The sequence below is a fragment of the Hymenobacter canadensis genome (genome assembly GCF_027359925.1).
GTDB lineage: Bacteria > Bacteroidota > Bacteroidia > Cytophagales > Hymenobacteraceae > Hymenobacter > Hymenobacter canadensis.
The window spans coordinates 3,706,828-3,729,102 of record NZ_CP114767.1; the positions used below are offsets into that span (position 1 = coordinate 3,706,828).

Annotated in this window: 17 protein-coding genes; 9 read left to right on the forward strand and 8 right to left on the reverse strand. The window is 62.9% G+C overall.

Annotation, left to right across the window (positions count from 1 at the left end):
• Positions 1-46 precede the first annotated feature (46 nt).
• On the forward strand, positions 47-2,089 hold the full coding sequence (locus O3303_RS15915) for an OmpA family protein (protein WP_269559369.1): 2,043 nt from the start codon (positions 47-49) through the stop codon (positions 2,087-2,089).
• Positions 2,090-2,352: 263 nt separating this feature from the next.
• Here O3303_RS15915 and floA read toward each other — a convergent pair whose 3' ends face one another.
• The 3 genes from floA to proS form a co-directional block, all read right to left on the reverse strand.
• A complete protein-coding gene (floA, locus tag O3303_RS15920; RefSeq protein ID WP_269559370.1) occupies positions 2,353-3,354 on the reverse strand; it encodes a flotillin-like protein FloA in 1,002 nt (333 codons plus the stop codon).
• Positions 3,355-3,459: 105 nt separating this feature from the next.
• On the reverse strand, positions 3,460-3,927 hold the full coding sequence (locus O3303_RS15925; RefSeq protein WP_269559371.1) for an NfeD family protein: 468 nt from the start codon (positions 3,925-3,927) through the stop codon (positions 3,460-3,462).
• A gap of 200 nt (positions 3,928-4,127) precedes the next feature.
• Entirely contained in the window at positions 4,128-5,603 is a 1,476-nt protein-coding gene (proS, locus tag O3303_RS15930) for a proline--tRNA ligase (protein ID WP_269559372.1), read from the reverse strand.
• A gap of 196 nt (positions 5,604-5,799) precedes the next feature.
• On the opposite strand from proS, the gene O3303_RS15935 reads away from it, so the two are divergent.
• A complete protein-coding gene (locus O3303_RS15935) occupies positions 5,800-7,179 on the forward strand; it encodes a hypothetical protein (RefSeq protein WP_269559373.1) in 1,380 nt (459 codons plus the stop codon).
• 67 nt (positions 7,180-7,246) lie between these two features.
• Positions 7,247-8,791: an OmpP1/FadL family transporter gene (locus O3303_RS15940; protein WP_269559374.1), complete on the forward strand. Its 1,545-nt coding sequence runs from the start codon at positions 7,247-7,249 to the stop codon at positions 8,789-8,791.
• Positions 8,792-8,863: 72 nt separating this feature from the next.
• Here O3303_RS15940 and O3303_RS15945 read toward each other — a convergent pair whose 3' ends face one another.
• Complete coding sequence (locus O3303_RS15945) at positions 8,864-9,820, reverse strand: hypothetical protein (protein ID WP_269559375.1); 957 nt, start codon at positions 9,818-9,820, stop codon at positions 8,864-8,866.
• Positions 9,821-9,948: 128 nt separating this feature from the next.
• On the opposite strand from O3303_RS15945, the gene O3303_RS15950 reads away from it, so the two are divergent.
• Positions 9,949-12,174 carry a S9 family peptidase gene (locus tag O3303_RS15950; RefSeq protein WP_269559376.1) on the forward strand — a complete coding sequence of 742 codons (2,226 nt, stop codon included), beginning with the start codon at positions 9,949-9,951 and terminating at the stop codon, positions 12,172-12,174.
• A gap of 228 nt (positions 12,175-12,402) precedes the next feature.
• On the opposite strand, the gene O3303_RS15955 is transcribed toward O3303_RS15950, so the two are convergent.
• Positions 12,403-12,795, reverse strand: a complete 393-nt coding sequence (locus O3303_RS15955; protein WP_269559377.1) for a VOC family protein — start codon at positions 12,793-12,795, stop codon at positions 12,403-12,405.
• A gap of 205 nt (positions 12,796-13,000) precedes the next feature.
• Between O3303_RS15955 and O3303_RS15960 the strand changes: the two genes are divergently transcribed.
• The 3 genes from O3303_RS15960 to O3303_RS15970 all read left to right on the forward strand — a co-directional run bounded on the left by O3303_RS15960 (position 13,001) and on the right by O3303_RS15970 (position 15,524).
• Positions 13,001-13,273, forward strand: coding sequence for a hypothetical protein (locus O3303_RS15960; RefSeq protein WP_269559378.1), 273 nt, complete (start codon positions 13,001-13,003; stop codon positions 13,271-13,273).
• Positions 13,274-13,398: 125 nt separating this feature from the next.
• A complete protein-coding gene (locus tag O3303_RS15965) occupies positions 13,399-14,898 on the forward strand; it encodes an energy transducer TonB (protein ID WP_269559379.1) in 1,500 nt (499 codons plus the stop codon).
• A gap of 47 nt (positions 14,899-14,945) precedes the next feature.
• Positions 14,946-15,524, forward strand: a complete 579-nt coding sequence (locus O3303_RS15970) for a Uma2 family endonuclease (RefSeq protein WP_269559380.1) — start codon at positions 14,946-14,948, stop codon at positions 15,522-15,524.
• Positions 15,525-15,626: 102 nt separating this feature from the next.
• Here the strand turns inward: O3303_RS15970 and O3303_RS15975 are convergent, their stop codons facing one another.
• Positions 15,627-17,069, reverse strand: coding sequence for an aldehyde dehydrogenase (locus O3303_RS15975; RefSeq protein WP_269559381.1), 1,443 nt, complete (start codon positions 17,067-17,069; stop codon positions 15,627-15,629).
• 111 nt (positions 17,070-17,180) lie between these two features.
• On the opposite strand from O3303_RS15975, the gene O3303_RS15980 reads away from it, so the two are divergent.
• Positions 17,181-18,941 (forward strand): DUF6311 domain-containing protein, encoded by a 1,761-nt coding sequence (locus tag O3303_RS15980; RefSeq protein ID WP_269559382.1) that lies wholly within the window; start codon positions 17,181-17,183, stop codon positions 18,939-18,941.
• Between the two features lie 172 nt (positions 18,942-19,113).
• Here the strand turns inward: O3303_RS15980 and O3303_RS15985 are convergent, their stop codons facing one another.
• Together O3303_RS15985 and O3303_RS15990 are read right to left on the reverse strand one after the other, a co-directional pair.
• The gene (locus O3303_RS15985) at positions 19,114-20,109 is read right to left on the reverse strand and encodes a glycosyltransferase family 2 protein (RefSeq protein WP_269559383.1); all 996 of its coding nucleotides are present in this window, start codon (positions 20,107-20,109) and stop codon (positions 19,114-19,116) included.
• Positions 20,093-20,839, reverse strand: a complete 747-nt coding sequence (locus tag O3303_RS15990; protein WP_269559384.1) for a class I SAM-dependent methyltransferase — start codon at positions 20,837-20,839, stop codon at positions 20,093-20,095. Before O3303_RS15990 ends, O3303_RS15985 begins: the two co-directional genes overlap by 17 nt.
• A gap of 111 nt (positions 20,840-20,950) precedes the next feature.
• On the opposite strand from O3303_RS15990, the gene O3303_RS15995 reads away from it, so the two are divergent.
• Positions 20,951-22,255, forward strand: a complete 1,305-nt coding sequence (locus O3303_RS15995) for a hypothetical protein (protein ID WP_269559385.1) — start codon at positions 20,951-20,953, stop codon at positions 22,253-22,255.
• Positions 22,256-22,275: the final 20 nt, after the last annotated feature.

A 22,275-nucleotide genomic window follows, 5' to 3' on the forward strand; every position in this document is an offset into this window, starting at 1 on the left:
TCCCGGCTTGTGCTCAGGTGCAGGCTATAGTTTCGTCAATCAGCTTATGAATGTTCAGAAATTTCTACTGTCGGTAGGGTTGGTAGTGGGAGGGTTCGTGAGCGTACAGGCACAGCACGCCGTGTGGGCGGCGAAAGTTGCGGCGGTATCGTCGCAGAAAGCGGAGGGCAAAGAGGCCTTCTCGCCGGAAAAGGTATTGGGCGAACCCAACGCCCAGCCGCTGGGCCAGGTCAGCAACGAAGCTTGGATTCCGCGCAAGGAAAGCAACGACGAGTTTATAGAGGTGCGCTTCGGCAAATCTCTCATTGCCAAGCAGGTGACGGTGGTGGAGAACTTCAACCCCGGCTCCGTGGTCAAGATAGAGCTGATCGACACGCGCGGTGGCAAGCACCAGGTGTACGCCAACGACAGCCCGGGCCCGATTCCGGAGCAGTTCCGGTCGTTGCAGGTGACGTTTGCGCCGGGCACCTACCGCACCATCGGCGTGCTCGTGACCATGAACACCAAGGCCGTGAACGGCGTCAACCAGATTGACGCCATCGGCATTGCTGACGTGGCCGAAACGATGGTAAAAAAGGAATTCAAGAGCGAATCGGAAGGCGTGAAGATTGACTCGGCCATGGTGAATCTGGGGCCGAACGTTAACTCCAAGTACGTGGACACGCACCCGGTTATCTCGCCCGACGGCCGCACGCTGTTCTTTGCCCGTCAGGAAAGCCCCCAGAATACGGGCGGCGCCAACGACGTGCAGGACGTGTGGTACAGTACTCTCGGCAACGCCAAGAATAAAGCCTGGAACCCAGCCAAGAACATCGGCGGCCCCATCAACACGCCCGGCCCCAACGGCTTGGCGTCGGTATCGTCGGACGGCAATACGGCGGTGCTCATCAACGTCTACAACGAAGACGGCACGCTCGACCCGAAGGGCGTGAGCATGAGCAAGCGCACCAAAACAGGTTGGAGCCGCCCCGAGAAGATCAACATCGAGGATTTCTATAACGACGACGAGGAAAACGTCGATTACTTCCTGGGCACCTCGGGCAAGGTGCTGCTGATGGCCGTGCAGCGCAAAGACGGGCAGGGCGAGCAGGATATCTTCGTCAGCTTCCGCAGTACCGATGGCAAGTCGTGGAGCAAGCCGCGCAACCTTGGGCCCAGCATCAACACCAAAAAGCCAGAGTTTGCGCCTTTCCTGGCCTCTGATGGCCGCACGCTGTACTTCGCTTCGGAAGGCCACGGCGGCTACGGCAAGAGCGACGTGTTCTATAGCAAGCGCCTCGACGACAGCTGGACCAACTGGACCAAGCCCCGCAACCTGGGCCCCAACGTCAATTCCCCCGACTTCGATGCCTACTACGTGGTGTCGGCGGCCGGTGAGGATGCCTACCTGGTTTCCACGCGCAACGGCACCGGCAACTCCAAGGACATCTTCCGCATCGGCCTCACGCCCCAGTTCAAGCCCGAAGTGGTGACGCTGGTGCGCGGCCGGGTGCTCGACGCGGCCACCAAAAAGCCGGTGCCGGCCACCATCAAGTACGAAAACCTGCTGACGGGCGAGGAAATCGGGGTGGCCGAAACCAACCCGGTGGACGGCTCCTACACCATCGTGCTGCCCTCGGGCATTCAGTACGGCTACCGCGCCGAGGCCCCCAACTACCTGGCCGAAGCCGATAACCTCGACGTGACGGACCGCCAGAAGTACTCCGAAGTCACGCAGGATCTGTACCTCGTGCCCTTCGCCGTGGGCCAGACCATCAAGCTGAATAACATCTTCTTCGCCCAGAGCAAGTACTATCTGCGCGAAAACTCCTACCCCGAGCTGCTGCGCCTGGTGCGCACGCTCAAAGAGTACCCGAACGTGGAAATCAAGCTGGAAGGCCACACCGACAACCAGGGCGACCCGGCTTTGAACCTGAAGCTCAGCCTGGACCGCGTGAACGAGGTGAAAAAGTATCTGGTATCGAAAGGTGTAAAAGGTACCCGTATCGCCACCGAAGGCTACGGCGACAAAAAGCCCGTAGCCAGCAACGACCAGGAAGAAACCCGCAAGCTCAACCGCCGCGTAGAGTTCCGGATTACGAAGAAGTAGGGCCTCACCCCCCGGCCCCCTCTCCTATGGGAGAGGGGGTGCCAGCCGACGGCAGCGCAGCACCTTCGGCTGGCGCCTCGGGCACTGCTACCACCAACGCAAAGCGCCGCTACTTGTCAGTAGCGGCGCTTTGCGTTGGTGCTCTATGCGAGTCGATGAGCCGTTGCGGAGGCACCAGCCGACGTGGCGGCGTCGGAGTCGGCTGGCTCCCCCTCGCCACGGGATAATGCGCATCAAGCATTTGCGGGGCGGGGGGTGAGGCCCTACGACAGCCGACCTTCGTCGCGGCCGGGTTTGCTGCTGCTGTTCTGGCCGCCGGGGTTGGCAATGGAGTCGCGCATGTCGGTGTCGGCCTGCACGTTGCGCATTTTGTAGTAGTCCATCACGCCCAGGTTGCCGGAGCGGAAGGCTTCAGCAATGGCTTTCGGAATTTCCGCTTCGGCCTGCACTACCAGAGCTTTTGCTTCCTGGGTTTTGGCGCGGTTTTCCTGCTCCACGGCCACGGCCATGGCGCGGCGCTCCTCGGCTTTGGCTTCGGCTACCTTGAGGTCGGCGGTGGCCTGGTCGATCTGGAGTTTGGCGCCGATGTTCTCGCCGATGTCGATGTCGGCAATGTCGATGCTCAGGATTTCGAAGGCGGTGCCGGCATCGAGGCCTTTGCTGAGCACGAGCTTGGAAATCTTGTCGGGGTTTTCGAGCACTTCCTTGTGCGACTTCGACGAGCCGATGCTGGTCACGATGCCCTCGCCCACGCGGGCCAGAATGGTTTCCTCACCGGCGCCACCTACCAGCTGCGTGATGTTGGCGCGCACCGTAATGCGAGCTTTGGCAATCAGCTGAATGCCGTCCTGGGCCACGGCAGCCACGTTGGGCGTGTTAATCACCTTGGGATTTACGCTGGTCGTCACGGCCTCAAACACGTCGCGGCCGGCCAGGTCGATGGCGGTGGCTTGCTTGAAGGTGAGTGGGATGTTAGCCTTATCGGCCGAAATCAGGGCCTTGATGACGCTGGGGATGTTGCCGCCGGCCAGATAGTGGGTTTCCAGGTCGTTGGCAGTCAGCTCCAGGCCGGCCTTAGTGCTCGTAATCATCGAGTTGACGATGAGGGACGGCGGCACTTTGCGCACCCGCATAAACGCCAACTGGAACAAGCTCACCTTCACCCCCGAAAACAGCGCCGTAATCCAGAGGCTGATCGGGAAGAAGTAGAGGAAGACCAGCAGCACGACGGCCCCGACGATAATCGGAAAGAAGGGAGTGTTCATAGGGGCGAAATGTAGCATAGGCTTTAGCCTGTGCCATGAAAGAAAAAGACCGGGCCAGCAGCTGCGGCAGTGTTGGAGAAGCCGGCCGGCGGCACAAGCTAAAGCTTATGCTACACTTTCCACCACAATTCGGTTTTGCTCGATGCGCAGCACGCGCACCTCGGTGCCGGCTGCCACAAACTCACCGCGGGTAGTCACCTCGCGGCGGTTTTCGGCGAATAGCACGGTGCCGGCCGGGCGCAGGGCCGAGAGCGTGCGGCCGGTGGTACCGGGCTGCACGTCGGGCAGGCGGGCGTCGCGCACGTGGCCGCTGTTCACGTCGTTGAGGGCCACGCGGGCCAGGTTTTTGGGCCGCAGCCCCACGTACACCAGCAGCCCCGCCACCACCACCGACGAGGCCAGCAGCACATGCCCGGTGCCGGAGCCCAGGTCACGGTAGGCAAACCAGACGCCGGCCGCCAGCAGCGCAAAGCCCAACAGCCCCACCACCGTAGTGCCGGGAATGAAGATGACTTCGGCCGCCAGAAACACCAGGCCGAAAAGCAGAAGCAGCGCAACGGTAAGCCAGTCCATAGCAGGGGAGGGTTAGAACGCAGAAAAGATACGCAGTATCACGGATTCGCACGGATTTCACGGACTTCGCGGACGGCGCTGACTTGCTTCTTTCAAGCACACTACAACAAAGAGAGGCTTGCCATTCGGCAAGCCTCTCTTTGTGTTTGCAATCGTCCACGAAATCCGTGGAATCCGAAAAATCCGGTTGAATCCGTGATTTAGTATGCCCGGGCGAAGTACACGCGGCGCTTGCTGGGCTTGCCGGTCAGGATGCAGGTGCCGTCCTCGTCGGGTTCCGCGAGGGCCATGCACCGGATGGTGGCTTTGGTTTCCTCCTTGATGCGCTCCTCGGTTTCGGGGGTGCCATCCCAGTGGGCCACCACAAAGCCGCCTTCGCCTTCCAGCGCCTGCTTGAACTGCTCGTAGGTGTCGACGCGGTGCGTGTGCGTCTCGCGGAACTTGTGGGCGCGGTTGTAGATGTTGGTCTGGATGTCGTCGAGCAGCGCGGCCACGCTGTTCACGATGTCGGCCAAGGGTAGGTTCATCTTTTCCTTGGTGTCGCGACGGGCCACTTCCACGGTGCCGGCGTCGAGGTCGCGCATGCCTACGGCCAGACGTACGGGCACGCCTTTCAGCTCCCACTCGGCAAACTTGTAGCCGGGGCGCTCGGTGTCGCGGTCGTCCACTTTCACCGAAATGCCGCGCTCAATCAGCCCCATCTGCATCGGGCGGATGCGCTCCAGCAGCTCATCAAGCTGGCCGGATTTGTAGATGGGCACGATGACCACCTGAATGGGAGCCAGCTTGGGCGGCAGCACCAGGCCTTCGTCATCGGAGTGGGCCATTACGAGGGCGCCCATCAGGCGCGTGCTCACGCCCCAGCTGGTGCCCCACACGTGCTCCAAGCCGCCTTCTTTGGTTTGAAACTGCACATCGAACGCCTTGGCGAAGTTCTGGCCCAGGAAGTGCGACGTGCCGGCCTGCAGGGCCTTGCCGTCCTGCATCAGTCCTTCGATGCAATACGTGTCCTCGGCGCCGGCAAACCGCTCATTCTCGGTTTTCACGCCCTTCACTACGGGCAGCGCCATCCATTCCTCGGCAAACTGCGCGTACACCTCCAGCATCTGGCGGGTTTCGGCTACGGCTTCCTCGGCGGTGGCGTGGGCGGTGTGGCCTTCCTGCCACAGAAACTCGGCGGTGCGCAGAAACAGGCGGGTGCGCATTTCCCAGCGTACCACGTTGGCCCATTGGTTGATGAGCAGCGGCAGGTCGCGGTAGCTCTGGATCCAGCCTTTGTAGGTGCTCCAGATGATGGCCTCCGAGGTGGGGCGCACTACCAGCTCTTCTTCCAGCTTGGCGTTGGGGTCGACGCGGAGCTTGCCGGGGTTATCGGGGTCAGTCTGCAGGCGGTAGTGGGTTACTACGGCGCATTCCTTGGCAAAACCCTCGGCGTTTTTTTCTTCCGCCTCGAACAGACTTTTAGGGACAAACAGCGGAAAATAAGCGTTTTGATGGCCCGTACGCTTGAACATATCGTCGAGCGTACGCTGCATTTTCTCCCAGATGGCGTAGCCGTATGGCTTAATCACCATGCAGCCTCGTACTGCAGAGTTCTCGGCCAGGCCAGCGCGCTTCACCAACTCATTGTACCACAGGGAATAATCCTCGCTCCGCTTGGGCAAACTTTTGCTCATGTTTCAGGTATCTTTGGTAAGTTGAAAAAGTTCCCGGTTTGGCCCAAGATTTGTGTTAGGCTTTTCGGCACCGTTTCGCCGCCAAATTACGTTATTAAACCGGAGCCTGTCGTCTCGGTCTGCAGCTGGTGTAGGCAAGCCTTCGGTGTTTGAGTAGCTCCTTTCTTTCGCCCGCCTCCTTTTTGCGTTAGCCGTCATGAAAAAAATCCTTTCTACCCTGCTGCCTGCCTTCTCCCTGCTTACGCTGGGAGGTTGCGCAAGCACCGCCGGGCTTTCCACTACGGAAAGCGACGGCGTCTATTATTCTTCCTCTGACCGCACCACGCAAAGCGCGGCGGCGGTAGCGGCGGCCACGCCCGCCACCCGCGACGAGCTAACGAACCCTGATTACACGGAGCAAGGCAGCTCAACTTCTACCGCCGACGAAGGCGCGGAGTATTACGACGACGACTTTGCGTATTCTTCGCGCATCCGGCGTTTCCACCAGCCGTACTACAGCAGCTTCGGCTACGGCTACAACGACTTCATCTACGCCGACCCCTTCTGGTATGGCGGGCCTAGCTACGGCTATGGCGGCTACGACCCCTTCTGGGGCGGCGGCTACGGCTATGGCAGTGCCATCAATATCAATATTGGCTTTGGCAGCCCGTGGGGCTGGGGTCGGCCCTGGGGCTGGAACCGCTACGGTGGCTACGGCCGCGGCTACTACGACGGTTTCTATAACGGCTATGGTGGCGGATATGGCGGCTACTATGGCAGCGGCTACGGCGGCTACTACAACAACGGTGGCTATTATGGCAACGGTGGTGGTGGCTTCTACGGCAACGGCGGTGGCGGCACGGTAAACCAGCGCTATGGCCCGCGGAGCAGCCGCAGCGCCGAAGCCGTAACCTCCGGCCGCACCGGCAACGGTACCGGCACCAGCGTGGGCACGAGCACTGGCGGAGGCCGGGGCCGCGTCACGGAAGGTGGCCTGGTGGCCCCGGGCGGCAACACTTCCGGCAATGTGGTGGGGAGCAACCCCGCTTCTGTGCCCGGCCGCCGCAATGTGCGCATGACTGATGCCGCTACCAGCGGCGCTACTAATGGTACGCCTGGCGTACGGGGCACGCGCAATGCTGACCTTGGCATCGACGGAGCCGCCGGCCAGACGGTTCCCGACCGCAACACGGGTATCACGCGGAGCCCGGCCCTGCAGGATGCCGCCACGGAGCAGCCCACCCGCAGCTACGAAGGCCGCCGCTGGCGCGTAGCCCAGGACGGGGCCGGCAGCACCGCTCAGCCGCAGCCCTCCACCGACTACTCGCAGTCGCGCGGCCGGAGCCGCAGTATCTCCAGCCAGAGCCAGTCGCAGGGCAGCAGCGGGCAGTCGTCGGAGCAGCCGGTACGCCGGTCTTCTCCGCAGCGCACCTACGAGGCTCCTCAGCGCAGCGCCCAACGTGCTGAGGCCCCGCAGCGTAGCTACGAGGCCCCCAGCCGGTCTTCGGAGCCTTCGCGCAGCTACTCGCCCCCATCCGGTGGCGGTGGCAACAGTGGCGGCGGTGGCGGCGGCGGCGGCCGGGGCCGCGTGAACTAAGCAGCCTGCTGCATTCTGAAACTGAATCTGTGACGGGCCGCATGGCGGCCGCCTTCCTTTCCCTCAGATGAAAAACCTGAAATACTGGCTTGCCGTGGCCTTTGCGGGCCAGGCCAGCTACGGCTTTGCCCAACAGGTAGCCCAGGGCTACCAAGTAGATGCCCTGCGCTTCTCGCAGACCCAGCCCAGCGGCACGGCCCGCACCCTCGGTATTGGCGGTGCCAATGTGGCCGTGGGTGCCGACCTGAGCAGCCTTGTGACGAACCCGGCCGGCCTGGGCCTCTACCAGCGCTCCGAGTTCAGCTTTACACCGGGCCTGGGTTTGGGCAACACCGATGCCAGCGGCTTCGGCACCACCACCACCGACTCGCGCAACAGCCTGCATATTGCCAGTCTGGGAGCAGCCTTTGTGCGGCGCCGGCCTGATACCGACAACAATGCGTGGCGTGGCGGCACGTTTGCCATCGGCTTCAACCGCACCAACGACTACAACCAGCGCTTCCGGTACCGCGGCCAGCCCGACCCCAGCCAGGATATCCTGCAGCGCTTCAACGACCCAGAAATCAGCGTGGCCAACGCCGAGCAGCAGTTCAGCAGCGGGTATAGAAACCTGGATGGTCTGGCTTATGGTGCACTCCTGACCGACTACTTCTACACTAATGCCCAACGGCAGGACAGTGTACTGGGCTTGTCGACGCCGTTTGGAGACACCGGCCAACTCACGCAGGATGAAACCGTGCTGACCACCGGCTCCCAGACCCAGTTCGACTTCGGCTATGGTGCCAGCTACCGCGACCGGCTGTACGTGGGCGGCGCTATCGGCATCGTGAGCACCCGCTACAACTCCACCAGCACGCTCACGGCTTCGGAGGCCACGCCCGACGGTAACACGGCCTTCAACAGCCTCACGTACCGCGAGATTCTGGAGACGCGGGGCAACGGCATCAACGCCCGCATCGGGGCCATCTACCGCTTCAACGACGCTGTACGCTTCGGGGCATCCATCCAGACGCCTACCCTGACGACGCTGTCGGAAACCTATAGCTCGGCATTGAGTGCCAATTTCGACCGGCCGGTGCGGGTAGGTAACCAGAGCTACACCAGCCGCGAGGTCAGCACCGGCGCCACGCCGTTTGAGTACTTGCTTACGTCGCCGTTCCGGGCGTCGGGCGGCGTGACGGCCGTGATTGGCAAGTATGGTTTTTTAACCGGCGATGTGGAATACGTCAACTACAGCCAGGCCCGCCTCAACACGTCCGAAAACCAAGTCGACAACGACTTCGGCCCCGACAACACGGCAATTAAGAGCCTGTACCAGTCGGCCGTGAACGTGCGGGTGGGCGGCGAGCTGCGCCTCGACGTGTTCCGGCTGCGTGCCGGCTACGCCCGCTACGGCGACGCCTACCGGCAGAGCGACTTCGACCGCACCCAGAACTACTACACGGGCGGCGCGGGCATCCGCCAGAACAACTTCTTCCTAGACGTAGCCGGCGTGTACGGTACCAGCAAGCGGTTCTATAGCCCCTATACCCTGAGCACCAACAATACGCCGGTCGTCAGCGTCGACGCCACCCGCTTCACCACGACTGTTACGGCCGGCTTCCTGTTTTAGAGAGCTGGTGGTTAAACACAACAAAGCCCTCGCACTACCTGGTGCGGGGGCTTTGTTGCGTTTGGCTCCGAGCTACTTGGTGATGCGTACCCGCAGCTGCACGGCCGCCCGGGGAGCCGTCGGAAACGCATCGACGTAGATCAGGCCGGTCTTATTGCTGGCGGTGCGGAAGGCAATGGTGCGACCGATGACCAGCGCGCCGGTGTTGGTGCTCGGGGTGAGGGGCGCGCCGGCTGCGAAGGCGGCCAGCAGCTCCGGCGGGCTGTCGGCGGCCGTGAAGGCGGCCTCATCGAGGGTGGTGGTCCGGAACTCGGTGCGGCGGCGGGTGGTCCAGTTGCTAAGCGTCAGGGCTGGGTCGGCGGGGGCGGCCAGGGCCCGGGCGCCGGCCGCCAGCGGCAGATACACTACGTCGATGGAGTCGCGGTTCTGGGCGGTGCGCGGGCCCAGCGCAAACGCGGGCAGCGCCAGCCCCGCCGATAACGCCAGGTAGCTGCGCGACTGGCGCGTGAGCGGCGCCTGCAGCCGCAGCGTGTAGCGGTGATAAGTCAGCAGCGAGTCGACGTTGCGGAGCGTGAGCAGGTAGCTGCGCTGGTTGGAAGCGCCTTCGGTGTCTTCCACCTGAAAAGTCCAGGTTTCCTTGCCCGAGGTGCTGCGCGTGCCGCCCGTGTACTGAAACACCGTCGCCCGCTTGCCCGCTGGCAGCAGCGAATCAAGGTACACGAGTGGCTCCTTTTCGGTGGGTACCCGGTCGGGGTCAAAGGGATTGGGGTAGATGTAGGGGTTGCGGTTGCGGAAGTAGTCGACGGTGATGCGCAGGCGGGTGAGGGCCGGGCCATTCACGGTGTCGCGCGATTCGGCAAACACGCGGGTTGTGAACGTGTCGGCAGGTACGGTGCTGCTGCGGCTGGCGCTCAGCAGCGGCGGCGTGGTGCTGCCCACCAGGTCGATGCGCGGGCCGGGGTTGGGCTCGGGGTTGCAGCCGGCCAGCAGCAGGGGAGAGGCGAGAAGCGGAAGCAGACGATGACGCATAGGTTCGGTAAAGGTCGGAGTTTCGGGCGGATGTGCCACGCCGCCGGGTTTTGCCGGGTGGCCCGTGCAACCAAGCCCGCGCCATTGGCTACCTTAACGTCCCGATTCCCCTGACATTTTCCTTCTGCATGAAATTCCGCTCTTTCACGCTGGCCCTGTGGCTGGCCACCGCCGGCCCCGCGCTGGTTCCCGCCCTGCTGACCACCGCCTCGGCCCAGCAAAAACAAAATATCACCCTCGAAGACATCTGGCAGAAAGGCACGTTTGCCGCCAAATCGGTGCCCGGCTTCAACTGGATGAACGACGGCCGCTTCTACTCCTCGCTTGATGAGGGCAGCCTCGTGCAGCACGACGTGACCACCGGCCAGCCCGTGCAAACCCTGGTGGCCGCCACCGCCCTGCAGCTGCCCGGCCAGCCCCAGCCGCTGCCCGTGGATGGCTACAGCTTCAATGCCGACGAGCAGCAGGTGCTGTTCAGCACCGCCACCGAGCCGATTTACCGCCGCTCCAGCAAGTCCACGTTCTACATCTACAACCGCCAGAGCAAGCAGCTCACGCCCCTGAGCCAGGCGCCCGGCAAGCAGCTCTACGCCACGTTCTCGCCCGATGGCAAGCGCGTGGCCTTCGTGCGCGACAACAACCTGTTCGTGACCGACCTCGCCACCATGCGCGAAACCGCCGTCACGACCGATGGCGCGCTCAACAGGATCATCAACGGCGGCACCGACTGGGTGTACGAGGAAGAGTTCGAGTTTGCGCAGGGCTTCCAATGGTCGCCGGATTCGCGCTACGTGGCCTTCTACACCTTCGATGAAAGCCAGGTGCCCGAGTACAACATGCAGGAGTGGGGCGCGCTCTACCCCAAAGACTACCGCTACAAATACCCCAAAGCCGGCGAGAAAAACTCCGTCGTGAGCGTTTCGGCCTACGATGTGGCCGCCGCCAAAACCACCAAGCTGGACGTGGGCCCCGAGCAGGACCAGTACATCCCGCGCATCCTCTGGACCCAGACGCCCGACCTGCTCAGCATCCGGCGCATGAATCGCCTGCAGAACAAGCTCGAAATCCTGCACGCCAACGCCAAAACCGGCCAGAGCCAGGTGGTCCTCACCGACACCGACAAAGCCTACGTGGAAGTCAACGACGACCTGCGCTACCTGCAGGGCGGCAAGGAATTCCTGTTCAGCAGCGAAAAAGACGGCTACCGCCACCTCTACCTCTACACCATGGGCGGCAAGCTGGTGCGTCAACTCACCAAAGGCCCCTGGGAAATCACCAGCATCGACGGCTTCGATGAGAAAAAGGGCCTCGTGTACTACACCAGCACCGAAGCTTCGCCGCTGCAGCGCCACCTCTACCGCGTGGATCTGAAAGGCAAGGGCAAAACCCGCCTCAGCGAAGCCGGCCCCGGCACCAACGTAGTAAACATGAGCGCCGACACCCGCTACTACCTCAACTACCGCTCCGACGCCGGCCAGCCCCAGGTAGTTAGCCTGCGCAACGGCCAGGACGGCAAGCTGGTGAAAACGCTGGAAGACAACGCCAAGCTGCGCCAGAAACTCACCGAATACAACCTCGGTAAGCTGGAGTTCATCAACTTCAAAACGGCCGAAGGCGTGGAGCTGAACGCCTCCGTGCTCAAGCCAGCCAACTTCGACGCCAGCAAGAAGTACCCCGTGCTGATGTACGTGTACGGCGGTCCAGGCTCCCAGACCGTGAAGGACGACGCCGGCGGCGGCATTGCCTTCACCAACTACCTCTGGCACCAGCTGCTGGCCGAGCAGGGCTACATCATCGTGAGCGTGGACAACCGCGGCACCGGCGCCCGCGGCGCGCAGTTCAAGAAAAGCACCTACGCCAACCTCGGCAAGCTCGAAACCGACGACCAGGCCGCCAGCGCCCGCTACCTGGCCACGCTGCCCTACGTCGATAAGGCCCGCATCGGCATCTGGGGCTGGAGCTTCGGCGGCTACATGACCGCCCTGGCCCTCACCAAAAACGCCGACGTCTTCAAGATGGGCATCTCCGTGGCCCCCGTCACCAACTGGCGCTACTACGACACCGTTTACACCGAGCGGTTCCTGAAAACACCTCAGGAAAACCCCGCCGGCTACGACGACAACTCCCCCGTACAGCACGCCGACAAGCTCAAAGGCAAGCTCCTGCTCGTCCACGGTACCGGCGACGACAACGTGCACTTCCAGAACTCGGTGGCCTTCACCGACGCCATGATCAAGGCCAACAAAGACTACCAGACCCTCTACTACCCCAACCGCAACCACGGCATCTACGGCGGCACCACCCGCCTGCACCTCTACCGCCAGATGACCGATTTCGTGCTGAAGAATTTGTAGGCAAGCCTGTCATTGCGAGCGAAGCGAAGCACCCGAAGGACAGCGTAGCTAATCCTTCCTCTCAATGCTGAAAACGACCCTAAGCAAGCAGCCCTCCGGCAGTAGGCCAAAAACCTACCACTGGAGGGCTTCTCTTTGCTGAATTTGCTGGCATTGGAATCACCTGTTCAACGATGAGACGCAAAGGATTGCGTCTCTACACCGTTTAGCACCAGCTCAAACCGCCTCTTAAACCATATAAAACTCCCAGGCGATACGGTCAGGGTCTTTGAACGCCACGTACTTCATTGGCCCCACCGTATCCTGCTTGACGCCAGTGTTTTCCACGCCGGCCGCTTGCAGGGCGTCCGCTACACGGTGCAGCTCGGCTTCGTCTTCGCAGGCAATGGCAATATGGTCGAGGCCCACATTGAAAGGCGTGAAGGTGTTACCGCCGGGATGGGTGGGCTCGGCCTTTTTGAAGCCGATGAACATGGTGCCTACCAGAAAGCCCAGGATTTCGGGGGTTTCAAGCGCGATGGGGAAGCCCAGTAGGCCATGGTAAAACGCCTTGGCGCGGGCGAAGTCGGTGGTACGCAGGGCGACGTGCGCCAAACCCTTGGTTTTTGGTTGGATAGCCATGAAGAAGGAAAAAGAAAGTGTTGGTTGTCTTGAACGGTAAACCGGGGTGCACGGCCGGCCCAACCCAAATCCTGTACTTACCACCTGACGCCTCTTTTTCATCCAGCGCGCCACGTAGTTCCTGCTGAGCCACCCATCATCCACCGCTCGACGGGACGCAGCCCCAGATACGTTAACCACCGCCGCACTCGCTCGGCTACGCCGAGTGAGCCCTACACCTGAGGGGCTGTGCCCCGAATCCGCCCGCATCACTCGCGCCTCAAATACGTCAACCATCATCCACCACTGGTTAGATACCATCCACTGCCTGCCAGATACCATCTACCACCTGCCAGACACCATCTACCACTTGCCAGACGCCATCTACTGCCTGCCAGATACCATCTACCACCTGCCAGACACCATCTACTGCCTGCCAGATACCATCTACCACTTGCCAGACACCATCTACCGCCTGCCAGATACCACCTACCAATAGTCAGCACAATTCTTTCGTGGGTAAATACCTATACTTGAGCCAGTAATACGCTTAGCCTTCTATCAACTCCTCTATTCCGCATACGCAGCCTAGCCTTTTGTTCGTTTGTGCGTAGACCCCTAGCAATGCGAATACCCCGGCTTTCCTCTTTCCTGCTTGGCCTGACGCTGCTGGCCGCCGTGGCCTGCCAGCCCGACCAGCCCGCTACCACCGAGCGGCGTACCCCCGCCCTGGCCGATTCCCTGGCCCTCGATTCCCTGTCCGACCCCGTCGGCACCCTCGATACCACCCCCGTGCGCCGCGACTGGCACCGCCTGGCCCGGCCCACCTCGCGCACGGCCCCGCTCATCGTCTACCGCAGCGTGCGCCGCGCCCCGGCCGGCCTCCAGGACAACGCGCCGCCGCCCGGCGACGCCACCCTGTTCGACGTCGCCCGCAAAGCCAGCGAATACTTCCAGATTGACCCCACCCAAGCCGCCGAAGTGCGTGGCCGCGCCGGCACCGTGGTCCGCATCAGCGCCGGCACGCTGGTTGATGCCCAGCAACGCGCGGCCACCGGCCCCGTGTGGGTGGAGCTGAAAGAGTGCCTCACGCCCGCCGAGATGCTGCTCACCAACCTCAGCACCGCCACCACTGACGGCCAGCCGCTCCAGACGGCCGGCATGGTGCTGCTGAAAGCCTCCCAAAACGGCCAGCCCCTGCAGGTTGCCGCCGGCCGCACCGTGCGCCTGGAGCTGCCCGCCGCCAACGGCCGCCCCCTGCCCGACATGCGCCTCTACCACGGCCAGGGCACCGCCCCCGTGCGTTGGGAGCTGGCCCCCGAAACCACCGCCCCCACCCTCGAAACCGCCGAAACCATCTACACCGATGCCCGCCCCATGCCCGCCTACGGCAGCGGCCCCGCCGACATCAACCGCCTGATCCGGTATCCGCAGCAGGCGCTGGCCAGCCGCACGCAGGGCGTGGTGTTTGCTTCGTTTGTGGTGGATGAAGGCGGCAAGGTGCTCAACCCCAAAGTGCTCTACGGCCTCGGCCACGGCTGCGACGAAGAGGTGCTGCGCGTGCTCCGCCAGACCTCCGGCCACTGGACGCCCGGCCAGCGCAACGGCGAGTTCGTGAAGGTGAAAATGATGCTGCCCGTACGCTTCTCTTTCAACGAAGGCCAGCTCTCCACCGCCGACAGCACCCCCACCGCCGAGCAGGCCCTGGCCGCCGACCTTCCCGCCGACGAGCCCACGGCCCCCGAGCCCGAACCTACGGACCGCTACGTGTTCCACTGCGCCCAGCTGGGCTGGCTGAACGCCGACCGCCCGCAGACCGGCGCCACCACCTCGCTGCAAGCCACCGAGTCCGTAACGTCCTCCGCCAACATGCCGGACGGCACTGCCGTCCGGCTGGTGCTGCGCGGCGCCACGCCCACCATCCTGGCCGCCGAGGCCGGCAGCGGCAGCTACCAGTTCGACAACGTGCCGGCCGGCCGCCGCGCCGTACTCATCGGCCTGCGCTACGAAGCCGGCACGCCCTACCTAGCCTGGCAGGAAACCACCACCGGCCAGGAGCCCGACCCGCTGGAGTTTCAGGAAGTCACGCTGGACGAGCTGGAACGGCGCTTGGAGCGGCTGTAACTGCAAGCGCACAAGCAGTATCTTGCAGGCACCTAATCTGCTGACTCATGGGACTTCCCGCCTCGCCACTCACCTACGTTTCGCCCGAAGACTACCTGGAAGCGGAGCGCAAAGCCGAACACAAGCACGAATACTGGAACGGGGATATCCGCGCCATGTCGGGCGCCAGTTTCGCCCACAATCAGATATGCATGAATTTGGGTGCTGAGCTGCACGCGCAGCTAAAAGGTAAATCGTGCACCGTGGTTGGCAGCGACCAGCGGGTGCAAGTGCTCAGCGAAACCACGTTCGTCTATCCGGATCTGACGGTGGTATGCGGCCCGCGGGAGTTTCAGGACCAAATGAAGCCCGACACGCTGCTCAACCCCACCCTGCTGGTGGAAGTGCTGTCGGCTTCCACGAAAAGCAACGACCGGGGCGACAAATTTTTCCTGTACCGGCAGATTCCCAGCCTCCGCCAATACCTGCTCCTGGATTCGCAAACCATCCACGCCGAGCTGCACACCCGCGACGAGCTGGGCCGCTGGATTCTCACCGAAACCTCCGACCGCAACACCATACTGGAACTGGACAGCATCGCCTGCCGCGTCCCGCTGACCGATGTATATGCCAGCGTAGAGCTGTAACGCGAAATTCCATTTCGCGACGAGCAACGCGAGTAACCGGTACCGTGCCGCCTGAGTCAATGCCGGATACTCGCGGTGTTCGTCGCGAAACGGACTTTCGCGTTACAGCTTCACCGTAATGCTCTGCGCCTCCGTGAAGAAGCGCAGCGCCTCCAACCCGCCTTCGCGGCCCACACCGGAGTTCTTCATGCCGCCGAACGGCGTGCGCAGGTCGCGGTGCAGCCAGGTGTTGATCCAGACGATGCCGCTGTGCAGCTGGTGCGCCACGCGGTGCGCCCGGTTCAGGTCGCGGGTCCAGATGGTGGCGGCCAGGCCGTAGTCGGTGCCGTTGGCCCAGGTTAGCACTTCTTCTTCGGTGTCGAAGGGCGTGAGCGTGACCACGGGGCCAAAGATTTCCTCGCGGTTGACGCGGCAGTCGGGCGCGAGGCCCTCGAACACGGTGGGCTGCAGGAAGTAGCCGTTGGTGCAGCGGCCATCCAGCATTACGCGCTGCCCGCCGGCCAGCAGGGTGCCGCCTTCTGCGTGGGCCAGCGCAATGTAGCACAGTACTTTCTGCAAATGTGCCTCACTCACCAAAGCCCCTTGTCGGCTGGTTTCCAGCTGCGGGTCGGCCACGGTCAGGTCTGCCACGCCCGCCAGGAAATCAGTTTTGAACTGCTCGTAGATGCTACGCTCAATAAAGATGCGCGAGCCGCACAAACAGATCTGGCCCTGGTTGGCGAAGCTGCTGCGCAGGCTGGTGCGCACGGTCTCGGCCAGGTCGCAGTCGGCGAAGACGATATTGGGGTTTTTGCCGCCCAGCTCCAGCGAGAGTTTCTTGAACATGGGCGCGGCGGTGCGGGCAATCTGCTCGCCGGTTTTGGTGCCGCCCGTGAAGCTGATGCCCTTGATGCCCGGGTGCTCGATGATGGGCTGGCCCGCGCCCGGCCCCGTGCCGTGCACGATGTTGAGCACGCCCGCCGGCAGCCCGACCTCTATGCACAGCTCACTCAGCAGAAACGCCGTGTAGGGCGTGATTTCCGAGGGTTTGGCCACCACCGTGCACCCGGCCGCCAGCGCCGGCGCAATCTTCCAGGTAAACAAATACAGCGGCAGATTCCAGGGCGAAATGCAGCCCACCACGCCCAGCGGATGCCGCACGGTGTAGTTCAGGGCCACGCCTTCCTGGAAGTGGGTTTCGGAGGCAAAGTGCTGGGCGGCTGTGCCGAAAAAGGCGAAGTTGCTGGCCGCGCGCGGGATGTCTACGGTGCGGGCCAAGCTGACGGGCTTGCCGTTGTCCTGGCTTTCGGCCTGGGCCAGGCGCTCCAGGTCACGCTCAATCAGCTCCGAAATGCGCACCAGCAGCCGGCCCCGGTCTTCGGCCGGCAGCCGGCGCCAAGCGGGCAGCGCCGCCTCGGCGGCGGCGGTGGCGCGGGCCACGTCTTCGGCGTCGGAATCGGGCAGGTAGCTGAACACCTCGCCGGTGGCGGGCTCGAGGTTGGGCAGGTAGCGACCGGCGGCGGGCGGCACCAGCTGGCCGTTGAGATAGTTCTGGAGGTGAAGCATAGCGAAGCAGCAGGAACGCCCGAAAAGGTACGACTTAGCCGGCAACGGCTACCTTTGCCCGCCCCGGCTGTGGGCCGGCCAGTTATCTTTTTCGCTGAATTCTGCATCTGTATGCCTCACGCAACATCCGGCTGGCGGCTGGCGCTGGTAGTGGCTTCCTATCTGGCCGTATTCGTAGCCTGGACCTGGCCGCTGGCCGCGCACCTGAGCACCGCCTTCCCCGCCTTCGCCGACCAGGATGGCTACATGCAGCTCTGGAACGTGTGGCATTTCCGCGAGCAGGTGCTGGCCGGGCACAACCCGTTCTACTCCACTTGGCTGCTTTATCCGGAGGGGGCGGGGCTGTGGCTGCACACCTACATTCCGGTGGTGGGCATGGTCAATGTGCTGATCGGCAACGAAATGCTGGCCCTCAACCTCACGCTGGCCGCCGAGTATGCGCTGTCGGGGGCGGGGGCGTGGCTGCTGGCGCGGCGCTGGCTGCGGCAGCCGGCGCTGGCGTGGCTGGCGGGGTTGTTCTTCGCGTTTTCGCCCTACAAAACCGTGCGGCTGCCTTATCATTTTGATCTGGTGCTCACGGCCACGGTGCCGTTTTACCTGCTGGCTTTTCTGAACGCCTTTCGGTTTGAGCAGGGCCGGTTCTGGCCGCAGGTGCGCAGCTGGAAAGCCGTGGCGGCCTGCTTCGTGCTGGGCATCGTCACGCTATTCAGCGACTATTACGTGCTGTTTGCGCTGCTCTACTTCTCGCTGGCCTATGCCGCCTGGTTCTGGCTGAAGCTGGGCAGCATCAACTGGCGCCACCGCCGCCCCTGGCTGATTCTGGCCGCCGTACTGGTCGTCAGCCACCTCGTCATTCGGCTCATGCGCCTGCGCGACGTGCCCGACAACGCCGGCTTCTGGTGGGGCGGCGACTTGGCCAGCTACTTCATTCCGGCCGACAACAGCCGCTGGCTGAACTTCGACTGGGCCCGGCAGATCTACCACAATCCAAAGGTGTTCAACATGCCGGGCTCCGTTGAAAACGTGATGTTCCTGGGCTACGCCGTGCCACTGGTGTGCGCGCTGGCGGCTCTGTGGCCGCGCCGGCCGGCCTCCGTGCGCCACCTCGACCACCAGGGCCGGCCGCTGGCGTGGGTGCTGCTGTTCTTCGTGCTGCTCACGCTGCCGGCGCTGCGGGTGCTGGGCCACGTCAAACTGAATCTGCCCAACGGCCTGCTGCATTTCGTACCGTTCTTCAACAACATCCGCTGCCCCACGCGCTGGGTGCTGATGGTGACGCTGCTGCTGCCCATCGTGGGGTTCGGGGTCCTGGAAGCCGCCTGGGATGCTTCGCGCCGCCCGGTGTTGCGCGCGCTGCTGAGCGGGGCGCTGGTGCTTGTCGTGCTGGTAGAGTTCTGGCCCGTTTCGCCGCCGCTGGACTCGTCCCGGCAGATGCCGGCGGCCTACCGGGCGGTGGCGGCGCTGCCCGGCGAGGCCCTGTTCACGGTGCCGTTTGGGTTGGTGGATGGCTACCGCCAGCTCGGCAAAGTGGAGCTGCGCAGCTTCCTGCACCAGCCTTACTACCGCAAGAAGCTGCCCTCCGCCTACATCTCACGCGTCGGGGCCGAGCAGTTTGCCCGCTTCGAGGCTGATACTGTGGTGCACGCCCTGCTGGCGCTGCAGCGCGCCCCCGCAGATACGCTGTTTGCCGAGCCTTCCGCAACGGCCGCGGCCCGGTTCCGGCAGCACTACCAGCCCGCCGCCGTGCTTGTCAGTCCCGCCTGGCGCGACGGCCCCGCCCACCGCTACCTGCGCGCCATATTTCCGGACTACGCCGAGCAGCGCTTTCCCGACGGCTACGTGGTGCTGGCGCCGCGGAAGAGGGATAAGTAGAACGTCATGCTGAGCTTGCCGAAGCATCTCTACCGCGTCGTTGGCACGTTATTCCGAGCAGCGCGAGGAATCTCGCGTGCTGACGGTGCTAGTGGTGGTGCAACGAAGCGGTAAAGATGCTTCGATAAGCTCAGCATGACGTGCTGTATCTTTAGCCTACCGCAACTGCTTGTCAGTGTGCGGGGGGGGGGGTGATGTTGGTATCGGAGATGATGTAGAGCGGGCGCTGGCGCACGTTGGCCGAGAGGCGCGCAATGTACTCGCCGATGATGCCCACTGCAATGAGCTGCACGCCGCCCAGAAACAGGATGCTCACCATCAGTGAGGCCCAGCCCGGCTGATAGTCGCCGCTCACGAAGCGCGCGTACAGCGTGTACAGCATCACCATGAAAGCCACCCCCGACACCAGAAAGCCCCCGATGGTGGCGGCCTTGAGCGGCGCATCGGAGAAGCCGGTGATGCCGTCCAGGGCCAGCCGGATCATCTTGCGGTAGGTGTAGCCGGTTTCGCCGCCGGCCCGCTCGGCCCGGTCGTATTCGATGTAGGTCTGGCGGTAGCCGATCCAGGAAATCTGGCCCCGGATGAACTTGTTCTGCTCCGGCATCTGCTTGAGCGCATCCACCACCTTGCGCGAGATGATGCGGAAGTCGCCGGTGTCCACCGGAATAGAAATGTTGGTGATGCTGGCCAGAATCCGGTAAAACAGCTTGGCCGTAAGCTTTTTGGCAGCGCTTTCACCCTGCCGCGAGCGGCGCTTGGCGTACACCACCTCGTAGCCTTCGCGCAGCTTCTGGTAGAGCGGCACAATCAGCTCGGGCGGGTCCTGCAGGTCGGCATCAATGATGACCACGGCCTCACCCACGGACAGATCCAGGCCGGCCGTCACGGCAATCTGGTGCCCGAAGTTGCGGCTGAAATCAATGAAGCGCACCCGCTCGTCGCGCAAAGCCAGCGTCTGCACCAGCTGCAGCGACTTGTCCCGCGAGCCATCGTTGATGAAGATAAACTCGTAGCGCAGCCCCATCGGATCCAGCACCCCGCGCAGCCGCTCGTAGAGCGTCGGGATGTTGGCTTCTTCGTTGTAGATGGGGATGATGACGGACAGATCCACGGGGAGCAGGGCAGGGGTGGGGAAGGGGGCGGGCGCGGCGCTAGGGCTTGCGGGCAATGGCAAACACGCTGACACCCACCGGCAGCGGCAGGTGCTGTAAAATAGTGTTTTCGGTTTTGAGCAGCTGGCTGAGCAGGCCGTTCAGCCAAGGCGGCAGCTGCTTCAGGTCGCCGGTGTAGTTAGGGTCGGGGCGGGAGCTGACCAGCATTCGCTGCAGCAGCCGCACGGCTGTAGTAGGGAAAAACAGCGCCGAGTTCCAGTAGGAAGTGCGTTCCAGCTGCAGGCCAGCCTGCTGCAGCACGCGGCGCAGGTGCCCGCCCGTGTAGCGCCGAAAGTGGTGGTTTACCTCGTCGTGGCGGGTCCAGAGTATCTGAAAGGCCGGCACAAACACAATCATGCGGCCGCCGGGCCGCAGCACCCGGTGCCATTCGCGCACGGCCCGGGCTTCGTCCTCGATGTGCTCGAGTACGTCGGAGGCAATCAGCAGATCGAAGGAGGCATCCGCAAAGTCCAGCCGCGCCCCATCCATTACTGATACGTTGGCAACACCGCGCTGCCGCGCCAGAGAAATGGCTTTTTCACTGATATCAATGCCTGTAAGGTGCTGATATCCGTCTGCCTGGAGAATTTGCTGTAGCGGCCCGGCTGAACATCCAATTTCCAGGATATCGGCCGTAGCAGGAATGCGCAGACTATTAATCAGCTTACGAACAGCGTCGCGGCGGCCTGTAAACCACCAGTGTTGTTCCTCCAGTTGATGATACTTCTGCTCATATGTAAGGTCCATATAATCGGCAATGAGTGCGAAGGCATAAAGATACTGGCTTGGCGGCGGCGTAGGCCATAACTGCGACAAAGTTAGTAATCTTGCCCCCTCGCTAGTAGAAGCCTGCCCACCATGGTGCCCAATACCGCTCGCCCTTCATCTGCTCAGACTGTACTCGTACTGGCTGCTTTCGCCGCCGAACTACTGCTGTTTTTCTACAGTCGCAATGCCTTTGGGCCGCTGGTGAGCCCCGTGCTGTATGCGGGGGCATCGGTGCTGTTTACGGTGGCCGCATGGCGGGCCCTGCGTGGGCAACCGTATCTGCTGGGCAGCCAGCAACCGGGCCGTAATGGCCTCCGCTGGGCATATGTAGCGGCTATGGGGCTGCTGGCCGTGGCCCTCTATCCGCGGGTGCGCGAAATCATCGAGCAGTATCCGGTAGACGTGAAAATGTCGGACGTGCTGCCGTCCATAGAGGTGTACCTGCGGCGCCTGCAGAACGGCGAGCCAGTGTATGCGCTCATCACCGAATTCGGGTATGATCTGTCGCCGACCTATCTGCCGATGATGTGGCTGCCGTATCTGCTGCCCGACGCGCTGAACGTGGATTACCGGTGGCTGGGACTGTGGGTGCTGGGCCTGGGGGCACTGCTCTACGCCTACCGCCTGGCTGCTACCCGGCCTTCGTTCTACGGTGGGGTTGCCAAGCTGCTGCTGCCGCTGCTGCTGTTCTGGCCGCTGCTGGGGCACGACACGCACATTCTGGGCTTGTCTATCGAGACGATGATCATCGGGTACTACTTCATTCTGGCCGCCGGAGTGCTGAGCCAGTCTACTCTGCTGCGGGCCGTAGGGCTGGTGCTGTGCCTGCTGTCCCGGTTTTCGCTGCTGTTCTGGGTGCCGTTCTACCTGTGGCTCATTTATCGGCACGAGGGACCTAAGCGGGCTTTCTGGCTGGCGGCGCTGGTGGCATTGGGCATTCTGGGGATTTATATACTGCCGTTTCTGTCAGCCGACTGGTCGGCTTTCATGAAAGGGCAGGGGGCCTACACGGCGGCGGCGGTAGCAGAGTGGCAGAACAACCTGAATGAACAGGGCCACCCGGCGCAGTTGTTCCGGGGGATAGGGCTGGCCAGCCTGTTCTACACCTATGCCCCCGGCGACTTTGCCACCCGCATCAATCTGCTCCGGCTGGTGCATATGGTCCTTTCGGTGGGCTCGGTGGCCGCGGTAGCCGCCTGGTACTGGCTCACCCGTGCCCGGCTCACCCTCGACTACCGGCATCTGGCCCTGCTGGCCCTGAAACTGAATCTGACCTTTTTCTACGCCTTTATTCAGGTTCCCTACGACAACCTGCTATTGCTGGTGCCTTTTCTATCGGTCTGGATTATTTTGTGTCTGAAGGAACCCGCTCCTGCCGTGGCTGAATCCCGGTAGCATCTGCTGGCAGGCTGCGT

What these genes read in the sequence shown, in the direction of transcription:
- O3303_RS15915 (WP_269559369.1), top strand. Translation starts at nt 47, where the DNA reads ATGAATGTTCAGAAATTTCTACTGTCGGTAGGGTTGGTAGTGGGAGGG.
- floA (WP_269559370.1), bottom strand. Translation starts at nt 3,354, where the DNA reads ATGAACACTCCCTTCTTTCCGATTATCGTCGGGGCCGTCGTGCTGCTG.
- O3303_RS15925 (WP_269559371.1), bottom strand. Translation starts at nt 3,927, where the DNA reads ATGGACTGGCTTACCGTTGCGCTGCTTCTGCTTTTCGGCCTGGTGTTT.
- proS (WP_269559372.1), bottom strand. Translation starts at nt 5,603, where the DNA reads ATGAGCAAAAGTTTGCCCAAGCGGAGCGAGGATTATTCCCTGTGGTAC.
- O3303_RS15935 (WP_269559373.1), top strand. Translation starts at nt 5,800, where the DNA reads ATGAAAAAAATCCTTTCTACCCTGCTGCCTGCCTTCTCCCTGCTTACG.
- O3303_RS15940 (WP_269559374.1), top strand. Translation starts at nt 7,247, where the DNA reads ATGAAAAACCTGAAATACTGGCTTGCCGTGGCCTTTGCGGGCCAGGCC.
- O3303_RS15945 (WP_269559375.1), bottom strand. Translation starts at nt 9,820, where the DNA reads ATGCGTCATCGTCTGCTTCCGCTTCTCGCCTCTCCCCTGCTGCTGGCC.
- O3303_RS15950 (WP_269559376.1), top strand. Translation starts at nt 9,949, where the DNA reads ATGAAATTCCGCTCTTTCACGCTGGCCCTGTGGCTGGCCACCGCCGGC.
- O3303_RS15955 (WP_269559377.1), bottom strand. Translation starts at nt 12,795, where the DNA reads ATGGCTATCCAACCAAAAACCAAGGGTTTGGCGCACGTCGCCCTGCGT.
- O3303_RS15965 (WP_269559379.1), top strand. Translation starts at nt 13,399, where the DNA reads ATGCGAATACCCCGGCTTTCCTCTTTCCTGCTTGGCCTGACGCTGCTG.
- O3303_RS15970 (WP_269559380.1), top strand. Translation starts at nt 14,946, where the DNA reads ATGGGACTTCCCGCCTCGCCACTCACCTACGTTTCGCCCGAAGACTAC.
- O3303_RS15975 (WP_269559381.1), bottom strand. Translation starts at nt 17,069, where the DNA reads ATGCTTCACCTCCAGAACTATCTCAACGGCCAGCTGGTGCCGCCCGCC.
- O3303_RS15980 (WP_269559382.1), top strand. Translation starts at nt 17,181, where the DNA reads ATGCCTCACGCAACATCCGGCTGGCGGCTGGCGCTGGTAGTGGCTTCC.
- O3303_RS15990 (WP_269559384.1), bottom strand. Translation starts at nt 20,839, where the DNA reads ATGGACCTTACATATGAGCAGAAGTATCATCAACTGGAGGAACAACAC.
- O3303_RS15995 (WP_269559385.1), top strand. Translation starts at nt 20,951, where the DNA reads ATGGTGCCCAATACCGCTCGCCCTTCATCTGCTCAGACTGTACTCGTA.